General features: G+C 72.5%; 17 protein-coding genes. 11 read left to right on the top strand and 6 right to left on the bottom strand.

Going from position 1 to position 13,576, the window contains the following annotated elements:
* Positions 1 to 9 precede the first annotated feature (9 nt).
* From egtB to A3CQ_RS0112745, 6 genes are all read left to right on the top strand, one after another.
* Positions 10 to 1,308, top strand: coding sequence for an ergothioneine biosynthesis protein EgtB (egtB, locus tag A3CQ_RS0112770; protein WP_020511327.1), 1,299 nt, complete (start codon positions 10 to 12; stop codon positions 1,306 to 1,308).
* Positions 1,308 to 2,057 carry an ergothioneine biosynthesis protein EgtC gene (gene egtC, locus A3CQ_RS0112765; RefSeq protein ID WP_020511326.1) on the top strand — a complete coding sequence of 250 codons (750 nt, stop codon included), beginning with the start codon at positions 1,308 to 1,310 and terminating at the stop codon, positions 2,055 to 2,057. The genes egtB and egtC overlap by 1 nt, the downstream gene beginning before the upstream one ends.
* A complete protein-coding gene (gene egtD / locus A3CQ_RS0112760; RefSeq protein ID WP_020511325.1) occupies positions 2,054 to 3,025 on the top strand; it encodes an L-histidine N(alpha)-methyltransferase in 972 nt (323 codons plus the stop codon). The genes egtC and egtD overlap by 4 nt, the downstream gene beginning before the upstream one ends.
* Positions 3,026 to 3,134: 109 nt before the next feature.
* Positions 3,135 to 3,743, top strand: a complete 609-nt coding sequence (sigK, locus tag A3CQ_RS0112755; RefSeq protein WP_020511324.1) for an ECF RNA polymerase sigma factor SigK — start codon at positions 3,135 to 3,137, stop codon at positions 3,741 to 3,743.
* The gene (locus tag A3CQ_RS0112750; protein ID WP_040432259.1) at positions 3,740 to 4,495 is read left to right on the top strand and encodes an anti-sigma factor; all 756 of its coding nucleotides are present in this window, start codon (positions 3,740 to 3,742) and stop codon (positions 4,493 to 4,495) included. The genes sigK and A3CQ_RS0112750 overlap by 4 nt, the downstream gene beginning before the upstream one ends.
* A gap of 101 nt (positions 4,496 to 4,596) precedes the next feature.
* Positions 4,597 to 4,848, top strand: a complete 252-nt coding sequence (locus A3CQ_RS0112745; protein WP_020511322.1) for a type B 50S ribosomal protein L31 — start codon at positions 4,597 to 4,599, stop codon at positions 4,846 to 4,848.
* Positions 4,849 to 4,894: 46 nt separating this feature from the next.
* Here the strand turns inward: A3CQ_RS0112745 and A3CQ_RS0112740 are convergent, their stop codons facing one another.
* Together A3CQ_RS0112740 and A3CQ_RS0112735 are read right to left on the bottom strand one after the other, a co-directional pair.
* Complete coding sequence (locus tag A3CQ_RS0112740; protein ID WP_020511321.1) at positions 4,895 to 5,845, bottom strand: D-2-hydroxyacid dehydrogenase family protein; 951 nt, start codon at positions 5,843 to 5,845, stop codon at positions 4,895 to 4,897.
* Between the two features lie 46 nt (positions 5,846 to 5,891).
* Positions 5,892 to 6,437 carry an MmpS family transport accessory protein gene (locus A3CQ_RS0112735; protein ID WP_040432257.1) on the bottom strand — a complete coding sequence of 182 codons (546 nt, stop codon included), beginning with the start codon at positions 6,435 to 6,437 and terminating at the stop codon, positions 5,892 to 5,894.
* 71 nt (positions 6,438 to 6,508) lie between these two features.
* On the opposite strand from A3CQ_RS0112735, the gene A3CQ_RS0112730 reads away from it, so the two are divergent.
* The gene (locus tag A3CQ_RS0112730) at positions 6,509 to 7,075 is read left to right on the top strand and encodes an ArsR/SmtB family transcription factor (RefSeq protein ID WP_020511319.1); all 567 of its coding nucleotides are present in this window, start codon (positions 6,509 to 6,511) and stop codon (positions 7,073 to 7,075) included.
* Complete coding sequence (locus tag A3CQ_RS52595; RefSeq protein ID WP_020511318.1) at positions 7,072 to 8,655, top strand: MFS transporter; 1,584 nt, start codon at positions 7,072 to 7,074, stop codon at positions 8,653 to 8,655. Before A3CQ_RS0112730 ends, A3CQ_RS52595 begins: the two co-directional genes overlap by 4 nt.
* Here A3CQ_RS52595 and A3CQ_RS0112720 read toward each other — a convergent pair.
* Together A3CQ_RS0112720 and A3CQ_RS0112715 are read right to left on the bottom strand one after the other, a co-directional pair.
* Complete coding sequence (locus A3CQ_RS0112720) at positions 8,630 to 9,307, bottom strand: pentapeptide repeat-containing protein (protein ID WP_020511317.1); 678 nt, start codon at positions 9,305 to 9,307, stop codon at positions 8,630 to 8,632. The genes A3CQ_RS52595 and A3CQ_RS0112720 overlap by 26 nt on opposite strands.
* A gap of 9 nt (positions 9,308 to 9,316) precedes the next feature.
* Positions 9,317 to 10,348 (bottom strand): aldo/keto reductase, encoded by a 1,032-nt coding sequence (locus tag A3CQ_RS0112715; protein ID WP_020511316.1) that lies wholly within the window; start codon positions 10,346 to 10,348, stop codon positions 9,317 to 9,319.
* Between the two features lie 97 nt (positions 10,349 to 10,445).
* Here A3CQ_RS0112715 and A3CQ_RS58950 point away from each other — a divergent pair, with 97 nt between their 5' ends.
* A complete protein-coding gene (locus A3CQ_RS58950) occupies positions 10,446 to 10,622 on the top strand; it encodes a YegP family protein (RefSeq protein WP_020511315.1) in 177 nt (58 codons plus the stop codon).
* A 49-nt stretch (positions 10,623 to 10,671) separates the two neighbouring features.
* Here A3CQ_RS58950 and A3CQ_RS0112705 read toward each other — a convergent pair whose 3' ends face one another.
* Positions 10,672 to 11,337, bottom strand: coding sequence for an SDR family NAD(P)-dependent oxidoreductase (locus tag A3CQ_RS0112705; RefSeq protein ID WP_026205630.1), 666 nt, complete (start codon positions 11,335 to 11,337; stop codon positions 10,672 to 10,674).
* A 140-nt stretch (positions 11,338 to 11,477) separates the two neighbouring features.
* Here A3CQ_RS0112705 and A3CQ_RS60715 point away from each other — a divergent pair, with 140 nt between their 5' ends.
* On the top strand, positions 11,478 to 11,705 hold the full coding sequence (locus tag A3CQ_RS60715) for a hypothetical protein (protein WP_020511313.1): 228 nt from the start codon (positions 11,478 to 11,480) through the stop codon (positions 11,703 to 11,705).
* The gene (locus A3CQ_RS60710) at positions 11,702 to 11,971 is read left to right on the top strand and encodes a hypothetical protein (protein ID WP_020511312.1); all 270 of its coding nucleotides are present in this window, start codon (positions 11,702 to 11,704) and stop codon (positions 11,969 to 11,971) included. Before A3CQ_RS60715 ends, A3CQ_RS60710 begins: the two co-directional genes overlap by 4 nt.
* Here A3CQ_RS60710 and A3CQ_RS0112690 read toward each other — a convergent pair.
* A complete protein-coding gene (locus A3CQ_RS0112690) occupies positions 11,953 to 13,554 on the bottom strand; it encodes an ABC-F family ATP-binding cassette domain-containing protein (RefSeq protein WP_020511311.1) in 1,602 nt (533 codons plus the stop codon). The genes A3CQ_RS60710 and A3CQ_RS0112690 overlap by 19 nt on opposite strands.
* Positions 13,555 to 13,576: the final 22 nt, after the last annotated feature.

Raw genomic sequence — 13,576 nt, 5'->3', positions numbered from 1 at the left:
GGAGCGCCGATGACCATCGAGACCGACCGCCTGCGTGACCTCGTCGCCGCCGAGCTCGGGCGGGCCCGCGACCGCACCACCCTGCTGACCGAGTCGGTCGACGAGGGCGACCTGATCCGCCAGCACTCCCCGCTCATGTCCCCCCTGGTGTGGGACCTCGCCCACGTCGGCAACCAGGAGGAGCTCTGGCTCGTCCGCGACGTCGGCGGCCGCGAGCCGGTCCGCCGCGACATCGACGAGCTGTACGACGCGTTCAAGCACCCGCGCCGCGACCGGCCGCAGTTGCCGCTGCTCGGCCCGGGCGAGGCCCGGCGGTACGTGGCTACCGTCCGGGACAAGGCTCTCGACGTGCTCTCCCGCAGCCGGCTGGACGGCACGCCGCTGGTCGACCAGGGGTTCGCGTTCGGCATGATCGTGCAGCACGAGCAGCAGCACGACGAGACCATGCTCGCCACCCACCAGCTGCGCACCGGGGCGCCGGTGCTCGAGGCGCCGCCGCCGCCCGCGCCGGCCGTGCCGGTGACCGGCGAGGCGCTTATCCCGGCCGGGCCGTTCACCATGGGCACCAGCACCGAGCCATGGGCCCTCGACAACGAGCGGCCGGCACACCAGGTGATCGTCCCGGCCTTCCACATCGATCGCGCCCTGGTCACCAACGGGCAGTACGCGGCCTTCATCGACGACGGCGGCTACGACGACCCGCGGTGGTGGAGCGAGGCCGGCTGGGCCCACCGGCAGTCGGCCGGGCTCGTCGCCCCGCAGCACTGGTCGCGGGACGGCGACGGATGGGCGTCCACGTCGTTCGGCCGCACCCAGCGGATCGTGGCCGACGAGCCGGTGGTGCACGTCTGCTTCCACGAGGCCGCCGCCTACGCGGCGTGGGCCGGCAAGCGGCTGCCCACCGAGGCCGAGTGGGAGAAAGCGGCCCGCCTCGACCCCGCGACCGGTCGGTCCCGGCGCTTCCCGTGGGGCGACGACCCACCGGCCGCCGAGCACGCAAACCTGGGACAACGTCATCTCCGGCCCGCGCCCGCCGGGGCGTACCCGATGGGTGTCTCGCCCTGGGGGGTGCACCAGCTGATCGGGGACGTCTGGGAATGGACGTCGACCGATTTCCACGGTTATCCCGGTTTTGCGCCGTTCCCCTACCGGGAGTACTCGGAGGTCTTCTTCGGCCCGGAGTACAAGGTGCTGCGCGGTGGCTCGTTCGGCACCGACCGGTCGGCCTGCCGGGGCACGTTCCGCAACTGGGACTACCCGATCCGGCGGCAGATCTTCAGCGGGTTCCGCTGCGCGCGGGACGCCTGATGTGCCGGCATCTGGCCTATCTCGGGCCGCCCACGCCCCTGGCCGGCCTGCTCTTCGATCCGCCGCACTCGCTCAATCACCAGTCGTGGGCGCCGCGCGAGATGCGCGGCGGCGGCACGATCAACGCGGACGGGTTCGGCGTCGGGTGGCACACGCCCGGTGGTGCTGTCATTTACCGGCGGCACACGCCGATCTGGAGCGACACGACGCTGCCGGGGTTGGCCGCGGCGGTCTCGTCCGGGGCGATACTCGCGGCCGTCCGGAGCGCGACCACCGGCATGCCGGTCACCGAGACCGCGGCCGCGCCGTTCGGGGAGGGACCGTGGCTGTTCAGCCACAACGGGGTCGTCGCCGGGTGGCCGACGTCGGTGGCCAAGCTGGCCGGAACACTGCCGGTCAACGATCTGTTGACGATGCCGGCGCCGACGGACGCGGCGCTGCTGTGGGTCCTGGTCCGCGATCGGCTGCGGGCCGGCGCCCCGCTCGCCGCGGCGGTCACCGGCGTGGTCGCCGAGGTGCTGCGGGGCGCCCCGGGCTCCCGGCTCAACCTGCTGCTCACCGACGGGGTGTCGCTGGCCGCCACGGCCGTCGGCCACTCCTTGTCGTACATATTTGATTTTTCGATCAATACGGTCGTCGTGGCCTCGGAGCCGCTGGACGACCGCCCCGCCTGGCGGCCGGTCCCGGACGGGACCCTGCTGACCGCCTCGCCGACCAACCTGACCCTCACTCCGCTGGGAGAAGCATGAACGCCCCCGCGCTCGAAGTTCATCTGGACGCCGACGATCTGGCCCGCACGCTGCGGGCCGATGTGATCGCCGGCCTCACCGCCGACCGGAAATGGCTGCCGCCCAAGTGGTTCTACGACGCCCGGGGCAGCGAGCTGTTCGAGAAGATCACCGAGCTCCGCGAGTACTACCCGACCCGCGCCGAGCGCCAGATCCTCGCCGACCACGCGCCTGAGATCGCCCGGCGCACCCGGGCCCGGGCGCTGCTCGAGCTGGGCGCCGGCTACTCGACCAAGACCCGGCTGCTGCTCGACGCGCTGACCGGGCAGGGCACGCTCGAGAAATTCGTCCCGATGGACGTGTCGCCCACGGCGCTGGAGGCGGCCGCCGTCCGGATCGCCGCCGACTACCCCGGCCTGCGCATCCACAACATCGTCGGCGACATGACCCGCCACCTGAAACACCTGCCGGACGGCGGTGACCGGCTGGTCGCGTTCCTCGGCGGGACGATCGGCAACCTGATCCCGGCCGAGCGGGCCGAGTTCCTCGCCGATATTCGCTCGGTGCTCGAGCCGGGCGAGCACCTGCTGCTCGGCACCGACCTGGTGAAGAGCCCGCGCGTGGTCGTCCCGGCCTACGACGACGAGGACGGGGTGACCGCCGAGTTCAACCGCAACGTGCTGCGGGTGCTCAACTCCAGCCTCGGCGCCGACTTCGACCTGGACGGTTTCGCCCACGTTGCCCTGTGGGACGCCGACCAGGAGTGGATCGAGATGCGGCTGCGCGCCCGCTGGCCGATGCGGGTGTCGATCCCGGGCGTCGGCCTGACCGTCGACTTCGCGGCCGGCGAGGAGGTCCGCACCGAGGTCTCCGCGAAGTTCCGCCGGGACGGGGTCGAGCGGGAACTGGCCGAGGCCGGTTTCGCCCTCGACCACTGGTGGACCGACCGCGACGGGCTCTTCGCGGTCTCCCTGGCCCGAGCGGTCTGACCTTCGGCGGGCGGCGCGACAACAATTTCCGTCGCGCCGCCCATCCGGCCGCACTCCTGCTCCGAATGCCGGGTGGTATGACGTAGGCCACGGCGAAAGGGCGGACCAGATGGCGGAGCGCGGCACGAGCCGCCGGCCCGAGCACCTGTCGGCGGTGCCGGACCCCGATCCGGACCCCGGCGATCTGCTGCGCGCGGTGGCCGGCGGCGACGAGAAGGCGTTCGCTCGCCTCTACGACCTGGTCGCGCCCCGCGTCTACGGGCTGATCCGGCGGGTGCTGCGCGATCCGGCCCAGTCCGAGGAGGTCGCCCAGGAGGTGCTGGTCGAGGTGTGGCGCTCGGCCGCCCGGTTCGACCCGGCCCGCGGCTCGGCCACGTCGTGGATCTGCACGATCGCCCACCGCCGGGCGGTCGACCGGGTCCGTTCCGAGCAGGCCGCCAGCGAACGCCTCACCTACGTCGGCCGCGCCCAGGTCGACGTCCCCTACGACGCCGTCGCCGACGAGGTCTCCGGCCGCCTCGAGCGCCAGCAGGTGCGCCGCTGCCTGCACGACCTGACCGACCTGCAGCGCGAGGCCGTGACCCTCGCGTACTACCAGGGACACACCTATCCCCAGGTGGCCGAGCTCCTCGGCGCCCCTCTCCCGACGGTGAAGACGAGAATGCGCGACGGACTGATCCGACTGCGGGACTGCCTCGGAGCGGGGGCAGTCGCATGAACACCGCTGACGTGCACACCCTGCTCGGGCCGTACGTGCTCGACGCGGTCGACGACATCGAGCGCGCCGCCTTCGACCGGCATCTGCGCGAGTGCGACGCCTGCCGTGCCGACGTGAGCGAGCTGCGCGAGGCCTCGGCCCGGCTCGCCGACGGCGCCTGGTCGGTGCCGCCGCCCGGGCTGCGCGACAACGTCCTCGCCGCGATCGGCTCGGTCCGCCAGATCGCCCCGATCTCCCCGGCCCCGGCTCCGGCGCCGGCCACCGCTCCGGCCCGCTCCTCGCGCCGCCTGCGCCTGGTGAGTGCCGCGGCCGCCGTCGTGGTCGCCGCCGCCGGCGCGGCAACGGCCGCCTACACCCTTCAAGATCATCGTGTACGCGTGGAGCAGGCGCGCGCCGAAGCGGCCCAGGCCGCCGAGTCGCGCGTACGGGCGCTGCTGGCCTCCCCCGATCTCGTGGTCAAGGAGGAGCCGGTGACCGGCGGTGGACGTGTCACGGTCGCGACCTCGAAACTGCACGACGCCGGGGTCATCATGCTCGCCGCCGACGCCGCCCCCTCGGACGGCCGCGTCTTCCAGCTGTGGACGATCCGCTCGGCGGTCCCGATCCCCGAGGGCACGCTCGCGCCCGGCCAGACCGCCGCCGTGCAGATCGTCGAGGGCATGGGACAGGCCTCTGACGTGGGCGTTTCCGTCGAGCCGCCCGGCGGGTCGAAGACACCGACCACTCCCCTGGCCGCCGACGTGAAGCTCTGACCGGGTGTCTCGCGGGACACACTCCGGACCGAAATATCGAGTCCCGCGGATCGGTTGTGGTGGTCGATCTCGCCGCAGGGATCGCACTGGAGGACAGAGCCATGAAGAGCGGAATCCACCCCGACTACCACGACGTCGTGTACCGCGACCGCAATGCGGACTACGCGTTCCTCACCCGCTCCACGGAGACGAGCACCAAGACCGTCGAGTGGACCGATGGGAAGACGTACCCGGTGGTCGACGTGCAGATCTCGGCGGCCAGCCACCCGTTCTGGACGGGCCGCACGCGGGTCCTCGACGCCGCGGGCCGCATCGAGAAGTTCCGGGCCAAGTACGCGAAGTTCGCGAAGTAACGGTCTTTTGAGAAAGCCGCCCCCGACTCCCCCGGGGGCGGCTTTTCTATGCCGTCAGCACTCTCAGCGGTGATCCGGCGCGCCAGGCCGCGATGTCCTCGACTATCTGGCCGTACATCGTGCGGTAGCCGCCCTCGGTGACGTAGCCCAGGTGCGGCAGCAGGACCGTGTTCGGCGCGCCGCGCAGCGGGTTCCCGGCCGGGAGCGGCTCGACGTCGTACACATCGAGGCCGGCGCCGGCGATCGTGCCGGCGGTCAGCGCGGTGACCAGCGCGCTCTCGTCCACAATCGGGCCGCGCGACGTGTTGACCAGGATCGCGGAGGGCTTCATCGCGGCGAGCTCGGCCGCCCCGATCAGGCCGATCGTGCGCTCGCTGAGCTTGAGGTGAACGGTCAGCACATCGCTGGCCGCGAACAGCTCCGCCCGGCTCACCGGTTCCGCCCCGACCTCGGCCGCCCGCTCGCCGGTGAGGTTCCGGCTCCACGCGATCACCCGCATGTCGAAGGCCCGTCCGATCCGCGCCACCTGACCGCCGAGCCGGCCCAGCCCGAGCACGCCGAGGGTGCTGCCGGCCAGCTCGGTGCCGACCGTGGTCTGCCAGCGGCCCTCGCGCAGCGCCCGGTCCTCGGCCACCACGTGCCGGCGGCAGGCCAGGATCAGCGCCCAGGTCAGCTCGGCCGTGTTCGAGCTTTTCGCGGAGCCCGACGCGGTGGTGCCGCAGACCGTGACGCCGTGCGCCGCGGCGGCGGCCAGGTCGATGGCCGCGTTCGCCATCCCGGTGGTCACCAGCAGCCTCAGGGCGGGCAGCTCGGCGAAGGTCTCGGCGCGGAAGGGCGTGCGCTCGCGCATCGCCACGACGACCTCGGCGCCGTGCAAGGCTTCCGTCGGGTCGTCGAGGTGCTCGTGCAGCACCTCGACCTCGGCGTCGGCCAGCGTGTCGAACGGGCCGAAGGAGCGGGCCACCCGCTGGTAGTCGTCCAGTACGACGATCTTCATGGCGCCACGGTACGCGGGACTCCACCCCGGGTGAGACGGCTCGTTCTCAGGCCGCGCACTCGGGGGCGGCGTACCGGCCCGTCTCGGTGGCGCTGCTGAGCACCTCGCCGCCGACCGTGATAGAGCAGGTCACCGGGCCGGTGCCGCCCTTCTTGCGCTGGGCGATCAGCACGAACGGGTGCTGATCGCCGGTGACGTGGAAGGTGACCCGCCACGGCAGCGGGACGCCGCCGCGGCTGATGATGTCGCCGTCCTGGTCGGTGTACTGGACGCTGCCGATGTCGCCGGAGCCGGCCGTCACGGCGTAGAGGACGGTCCGGGCCGCGGCCGGGCTCGCCGACGTCGCCTGCTTCGCGGGCGGTGGGGCGACGGGCGTCCGGGCCGGCTCGGGTGATCGCACGGGTCGCAGGGCCACGCCGAAGGCCACCGCGACCACGACCACCGCCACGAGGATCAACAACCACCAGCGGGTACGCGGCCGCGGCTGGGGGTCGTCGGGCACGGGCGGGGGCCAGACCGGGTCCGGCGGCGGGGCGGCCTCGTGCCAGGGATCGGACGGCGGGATCAGGCCGTCCTGATCGAGCTTCGTCACGGTCTTCACCCTAGGCCGTCACGGCAAGTGTCAGGGTTGAGAAGAAGTCTTTGCATAGATATCTTCTCACTGTGGTCGAGAATCAGCCCCGGCACCTGACCGACGTCGACGCGCTCAAGGCGCTGGCCCATCCGCTGCGGCAGCAGTTGCTCACCCGACTGCAGCGGCACGGGCCGGCGACCTCCGCCGATCTGGCCGTCGAGTTCCGGGCCGATCGCGGGGCGACCAGCTACCACCTGCGGCAGCTGGAGCGTTTCGGGTTCATCGAGGAGGACACGGCCCGGTCGTCGGGCCGGCGCCGCTACTGGCGGGCGATACCCCAGGACCTCCGGCTGCCGCGCCGATCCGACGACCCCGAGATCGCCGCGGCGGCCGATGCGGTGGGGCGGCAGTGGTTCGAGCGATCCGGGCACGAGCTGGTCGCGTACCTGGAGAATCGCGACTCCTACGGTGACTTCTCCGACGCCGCCCAGCACTCCTACGGCGGGACGACGCTGACGGCGGAGGAGCTGGCCCGGTTCGCGGAGGAGTACATCGCGCTGCTGTCGCGGTGGCATCGCGAGCCCGGGGAGTCGTCGCCCGGCGCCCGGCACATCTCCGTGGTCTTCCACGCCTTCCCCACACCGGACCAGCCGTGACCAGGCCTCCGCGGCACGACCGCGACGTCGCCGACGTTGGAGCGGCCGTGACCGCGCCGCTGCGGCGGAACCGCGACTTCACCGCGCTCTGGAGCGGTCAGGTCGTGTCGCAGCTCGGTGCGCAGATCAGCGGCACGGCGATGCCCCTGCTGGTACTGGCGACGACCGGCTCACCCGCCGACGCGGGCCTGGTCGCCGCCGCGGGCTCGCTGCCGTTCCTGGTCGCCGGGCTGCCGGCCGGGCCGCTCGTCGACCGGTGGAACCGCCGCACGATTCTGCTGGTCAGCGAGCTGGCGGCGGCGGTCGCCGCGGCCGGCGTGCCGGTCGCGCTGTGGTGCGGCGTCCTGACCGTCACGCAGCTGGCCGTGGTCGCGTTCGCGCAGGGCCTCTGCTCGGTCTTCTTCGGCGTGGCCGAGCGGGCCGCCCTGCCGCTGATCGTCCCGGCCGTGCAACTGCCCACCGCGGTGGCCCGGAACGAGGCACGCGCCCGCGGCGCCGGACTGGCCGGCCCTCCCCTGGGCGGCCTGCTGTTCGCCGCGGGCCGGGCGGTGCCGTTCCTGGTCGACGCGGTCTCCTATCTGGCGTCGGCCGCTTTCCTGCTGCTGGTGCGCAAGGATCTGCGCGGTACACCGTCGTCACCGGCCGAGCCGCTGTGGCGCTCGGCGGTCGAGGGCCTGCGATGGATCGGGCGGCACCCGTTCATCCGCGCGGCGATCGCCCTGCTGGCCGTGAGCAACCTGGTCTTCCAGGCCCTGGTGCTGATCCTCGTGGTGCTGGCCCACGAGCGCGGCGCCGCATCGGTCGGCTTGATGCTCGGCATCTACAGCGCCGGCGGCCTGGCCGGTGCGCTCGCGGCCGCGCGGCTGCACCGCCATCTCACGGCCCGGCGGGTCATCGTCGGCGTCAACTGGGTGTGGGCCGCGCTGCTACCGCTGTTCGCCGTGGCCGCGAACCCGCTGCAACTCGGCCTGATCGGCGCGGCCTGCGCCTTCGTCGGCCCGCTGTGGAATGTCGTGCTCATGACGTACGCGGGGGTGCTCGTCCCCAACGCGCTGATGGGCCGCGTGATGAGCGCCGCCATGACCGTCACCTGGGGCGTGATGCCGCTGGCCTCGCTGATCGCCGCCGGCCTCCTGACCGCCTTCACCGCCCGCGGCGCCGTCCTGGCCCTGGCCGCGCTGATGCTCGCCACCGCGATCGCCGCCACCGCCGCGCCCGCCGTCCGCAATGCCCCTCCGCTCCCCAGCGACCCGCCGCAGCCGGGCACCCCACCGCCGCCCAGCGCCTCGGCGCCCGCCGTTCCCGCGCCGCCGCCGGGCGTTCCGGCCTCGCCCGCCGTTCCGGCCCCGCCCGGCGATCCGCCCCGGCCCGCCGTTCAGGCGCCGCCCGGCGATCCGGCCCGGCCCGGCGATCCGGCCCGGCCCAGCGATCCGGCCCCGCCCGGCGATCCGGGCCGGCCCAGCGATCCGGCCCGGCCCGCCGTTCAGGCCCCGCCCGCCGTTCAGGCCCCGCCCGGCGTTCGCGCGCCCGGCGAGAGGACCGCCCGGCAGCCCCTCAGCGATCCGGTTCGGCGACCGTGATTCCCAGGGCGCCCGCGAGCGCGTACGAGAGGCCGAGCAGGTCGTCGGGGTGGACAATCGCGCCCGCCCAGCTGGTCAGGCCGCCGATGCCCTCGAGCTCGCAGGCGCGGAACCGGGTCCCGGTCATCGTCGCGTTGTGGAACTGCGCGCGAGTCAGGTCGCAGCGCGTGAAGCTCGCGCCGCGCAGGTCGGCGTCGGTGAAGTCGGCGCCGGCCAGGTTGCAGTCGGTGAACGTCACGACGTCGAAGCGGGCGAACCGGAAGTTCGTCAGGTCGACCTTGCAGTCCGCGAAGGTGGCGTCGGCGAGCAGCCCGTCGTTCCAGGCCAGCCCAGTCATCCGCGATCCGGTCACCGCGACCCGCTCCAGCACCCCCTTTTCGCCCCGCATATTCGACATGTCCGAAATTTCGATGTAACAGTCGATGAAGCGTACTTTGGCCAGATGGGACCCGGCCAGCGAGGCCTTCCGGAAGCGGCACTGCCCGAACTCGACCGCCCCGGCCTCGCTGCCCGACAGATCCACATCGTCGTACGCCGCGGACTCCACCGCCTGCTCGTACTCGAGCTCGAGCTGGACCCCGACCGCCGCCGGAAGCGAATCGGGCAGCGAAGGCGGGCGCGGCGGTCCCTGGCGAATGCGGCGGCTCGGCACCCCGCCACCCTACGGAACGCGGCGGCGGGCGCTCTTGTCGGCCAGCGACGGCGGCAGGTACCCGGCGTCGACCGGGTTCAGGTTCGTGCCGGGCGGGACGATCTCGTCGATCCGGTCGAGCACGTCCTCGGTGAGCGTCACGTCGGCCGCGCCCAGTTGCGACTCGAGATGGTCCATCGTCCGCGGCCCGATGATCGCCGAGGTGACCGCCGGGTGCGCGAGCACGAACGCCAGCGCCAGATGGATCAGCGAGAGCCCCGACTCCGCCGCGAGCTTCGTCAGCGCGTCGACCGCGGCCAGCTTCGACGCGTTCACGGGCAGCGTCGCGTCGTACCTCTCGGGGAAGCGCGACACGCGCGCGGAGACCGGCGACGTCAGGCCCGAGTGATAGCGCCCGGAGAGATAGCCGCCCGCGAGCGGGCTCCACGGCAGAACAGCGAGGCCGTAGCGGGAGGCCACCGGGAGCATTTCGCGCTCAATTCCCCGGACCAAGATGGAGTACGGGGGTTGCTCGCTGACCACGCGTTCGCGGCCACGCCGCTCGGCGATCCACTGCCCCTCCACGATGGCCGACGGCTCGAACGTCGACGTGCCGACGTACCGCACCTTGCCCTGGCGGACCAGGTCGCTCAGCGCACCCAGCGTCTCATCGAAATCCGTCTCCGGCTCGGGCCGGTGCACCTGATAAAGGTCAATCCAATCCGTTCGCAACCGACGCAGACTGTTCTCCACTTCGGCGACGATCCATCGCCGCGAGTTGCCCCGCGTGTTGAGCCCGTCCCCGATCTGCCCGTGGAACTTCGTCGCGAGGAACACGTCCTCCCGGCGCCCCTTGAGCGCCTTCCCGACGACCTCCTCGCTCTCCCCCTGCGAGTAGACGTCCGCGGTGTCGATCGCGTTGATCCCCGCGTCCAGGGCCCGATGGATGATGCGCACCCCGTCCCCGTGATCGGGGTTCCCCGTCGCGCCGAAGTTCATGGCGCCGAGCGTGAGGTTGCTGATCTGGACTCCGGTGCGTCCGAAGGGGCGGTACTCGACCATGACGACCCAGCCTTCCCAAGAGCGACTTCCCACCATCTTGCCCCGGGAGAGTTTGCGCATGCCCACACGCGGGGAAGTCCGGCATGGAGGTGACGTGATGAAATTCGTGGTCAAGAAGACCAGCAACGGCGAGTTCCGGTTCAACATGGTGGCCACCAACGGTCAAGTGGTGGCGACCAGCGAGTCGTACAAGCAGAAGGCTTCGGCTCTGAGCACGATCTCGTCGATCCAGAAGAACGCCGGCGGCGCGACCGTCGACGACGAGACCGCCTGACTCCCGCCGACTCCGGCCCTGGGCCTCGGGGGGCGTCCAGGGCCGGGCATCAGCCCTGGCTCGCGGTGCCGCCGTAGAGGAACTCCGGCTGCCACTCGTCCCGCGGCTGGGTGTGCAGTCGCCAGTAGTGCCCGGCGATGTCGTCCGGATCGAAGGCGCTCCCCGGCGCCACGGTCCCGGCCACCGTCACCGTCGCGACGTGCACCCCCGCCGGCCCGTACTCCTCGTGGAGAAGCGCGGCCAGCGCCCGGACCCCGGCCTTGCCCAGCGAGAGCGACACGTACCGGGGCTTCGCCTCGGGCATGCCGCCGGTGATCAGAAACGTGCCACGTCCCCGAGCGGCCATCCCCGGCAGCACATGCGCCGCCGCAGTGACCGCACCGACCACATTGACCGCCCAGTTCTCCTGATGAGCCCGCACCGAGAGCTCGCCGATCCGGTCGGACCGGATGACGGCGGCGTTGTACACCACGACCTCCGGCGGCCCGAACGCCTCCGCCGCGGCATCGAGCGCCCCGCGCAGCGCCGCCTCGTCAGCGCTGTCCGCCGTCAGAGCCAGCGTCCGCTGCCCCGTCCGCCCGATCTCCTCCGCGACCGCGCGCACCGACGCCTCCGTCCGCGTCACGAGCGCGACCGGCAGGCCCTCCCGCGCGAACCGCAGTCCGACCGACCGCCCGATCCCGGGCCCCGCACCGATGACGACCACTCCCGCCACAACCCACCCCCGTGATCAACGCTAGCCCAGTGGCCACCCCCGGTCGCGCGGATACCCCTTGCGTGGCGAAAGGTTGCGACGGCCCGGCGCCGGCCTTGTAATTCCCCATAGGTGCGTCGCCCACGCGAGGGGAGCCGACCGTGAATCCGCCGCTGGCAACCGTCATCGCGGCGGCGATCGCGGCCCTGACGGCGGTCGGTGGATACCTCTCGACGCAACTGTGGAAACGACGCGACGAGAAGATCCGGCTCTACGCCGACGCGCTGCAGGCGGTGCGCCGCTACGAGGAGCTCCCGTTCCGGATAGCGCGGCGTGCGGACTCGTTGCCGGCGACGCGGACGGCCCGGCCGGTTACCCGTTCCCGGTGAACAATCTCGACTCGGGCGGGCGTTCGCTGCCGGCGCCGCTGGGGCCGGTCGCCGGCATCGCCGTGGCCGCCGCCAAGGCGGTCGACGGGTTCCTGGTCGGCGTCGACCTGGTCCCCGACGACCGCGACGGCTACGCGGTGCTCGAAGTCAACTCCACCCCCGGCCTGCGGGGCGCCGACCAGCACGCCCGCGCCGACGTCTACACGGTGGCGGCGCGGGCGATGGCCCGCCTTCTAACGGCCGGCGATCACTCCGCGATCAGGTGACCGCCGTCGAGGCGTAGGCGGCGGTCGATGCCGATCTCGTGGAGGAAGCGCTCGTCGTGGCTGACCACGATGAAGGCGCCGCGGTAGGACGCCAGGGCGCCCTCCAGCTGCGCGACGCTGACCAGGTCGAGGTTGTTCGTCGGCTCGTCCAGCAGGAGCAGCTGCGGGGCCGGCTCGGCGCAGAGCACGCAGGCGAGCGTCGCGCGCAGCCGTTCGCCGCCGGAGAGCACGCGCACCGGCAGGTGGGCCCGCGCCCCGCGGAAGAGAAAGCGTGCCAGCCGGTTCATCCGCTCGGCGTCGGGCAGGGTGGGCGCGAACGCCGCCATGTTCTCGGCGACCGTGCGGTCCGGGTCGAGCAGGTCCAGCCGCTGGGAGAGGTAGGCGACCCGGCCCTCGGCGTGGCGCGCCCGGCCCGCGTCCGGGGTCAGATCGCCGGCGACCAGACGCAGCAGCGTGGACTTGCCGGAGCCGTTCGGACCGATCAGGGCGATCCGTTCCGGTCCGCGAACGCTCAGGTCCAATCCGGCGAACAGCGAACGCACTCGCAGATCGGTGCCGGTGAACAGCGTGCGGCCCGCGGGAACCGCCGTGCCGGGCAGGTCGATCACGATGCGGTCGTCGTCGCGCAGCTGCCGCTCGGCCTCGTCGAGGCGGGCCCGGGCGTCCGCCACCCGGGCGGCGTGCGTCTCCCCGGCCTTGCCCGCGGCCACCTCGGCGCCGCGTTTCATGTTGCCGGCGAAGATCTTCGGGAGGCCGGCGCTCTTGAGGTTGCGGCTGGCCGTCGACGCGCGCCGGGCCGCTCGCTCCCGGGCCTGCTGCTGCTCGCGCTTCTCCCGCTTCACCTCCTGCTCGGCGCTGCGGACCTTCTGCTCGGCCGCCTCCCGCGAGGCCGAGGCCGCTTCCTCGTACGCGGAGAACATGCCCCCGAAGGTGATCAGCTCACCTCGGTCGAGCGTCGCGATCCGGTCCATCCGGTCGAGCAGCTCGCGGTCGTGACTGACCACGAGCAGGCACCCGCCGAAGTCGCCGAGCACGTCGTACAGCCGGGATCGGGCGTACCCGTCGAGATTGTTTGTCGGCTCGTCCAGCAGCAGCACGTCCGGGCGCTTCAGCAGCTGCGCGGCCAGCCCGAGCGACACGACCTGACCGCCGCTGAGCGTCGCGAGCAACCGGTCGAGACCGACGTCGGCCAGTCCCAGCCGGTCGAGAACGGCCCGGCTGCGCTCCTCGACGTCCCAGTCGGTCCCGATGACCGCGAAGTGCTCCTCGTCGGTCTCGCCGGCCTCGATCGCGTGCAACGCCCGGATCTGCGTGTCGACCCCGAGCACCTCGGCGACCGAGAGCGACGCGGACAGCGGCAGGTCCTGCGGCAGAAACCCGAGCGTCCCGGTCACGGTGATCGACCCGGACGACGGCGTCAGCGAGCCCGCGATCAGCCGCAGCAGCGTGCTCTTCCCGCTGCCGTTGGCGGCGACCAGCCCGGTATGCCCGGCCGGCACGCTGAAGGAGAGGTCCTGGAAGACCGGGGTGTCGTCCGGCCAGGAAAAGGACAGGTGGGAACCAACGACGTAAATGTCGGACATGAAGGCAGACCTCAGGGTAAAA

The sequence above is a fragment of the Paractinoplanes globisporus DSM 43857 genome, assembly GCF_000379645.1.
Lineage (GTDB): Bacteria > Actinomycetota > Actinomycetes > Mycobacteriales > Micromonosporaceae > Actinoplanes > Actinoplanes globisporus.
The sequence above is the reverse complement of the archived record's forward strand: the minus strand, read 5'-3'. Positions and strand labels throughout refer to the sequence as shown.

Coding starts and splice junctions, on each gene's coding strand:
- A3CQ_RS0112690 (WP_020511311.1), bottom strand. CDS start 13,554: ATGTCCGACATTTACGTCGTTGGTTCCCACCTGTCCTTTTCCTGGCCG.
- egtB (WP_020511327.1), top strand. CDS start 10: ATGACCATCGAGACCGACCGCCTGCGTGACCTCGTCGCCGCCGAGCTC.
- sigK (WP_020511324.1), top strand. CDS start 3,135: ATGGCGGAGCGCGGCACGAGCCGCCGGCCCGAGCACCTGTCGGCGGTG.
- egtD (WP_020511325.1), top strand. CDS start 2,054: ATGAACGCCCCCGCGCTCGAAGTTCATCTGGACGCCGACGATCTGGCC.
- egtC (WP_020511326.1), top strand. CDS start 1,308: ATGTGCCGGCATCTGGCCTATCTCGGGCCGCCCACGCCCCTGGCCGGC.
- A3CQ_RS0112745 (WP_020511322.1), top strand. CDS start 4,597: ATGAAGAGCGGAATCCACCCCGACTACCACGACGTCGTGTACCGCGAC.
- A3CQ_RS58950 (WP_020511315.1), top strand. CDS start 10,446: ATGAAATTCGTGGTCAAGAAGACCAGCAACGGCGAGTTCCGGTTCAAC.
- A3CQ_RS0112750 (WP_040432259.1), top strand. CDS start 3,740: ATGAACACCGCTGACGTGCACACCCTGCTCGGGCCGTACGTGCTCGAC.
- A3CQ_RS0112740 (WP_020511321.1), bottom strand. CDS start 5,845: ATGAAGATCGTCGTACTGGACGACTACCAGCGGGTGGCCCGCTCCTTC.
- A3CQ_RS0112715 (WP_020511316.1), bottom strand. CDS start 10,348: ATGGTCGAGTACCGCCCCTTCGGACGCACCGGAGTCCAGATCAGCAAC.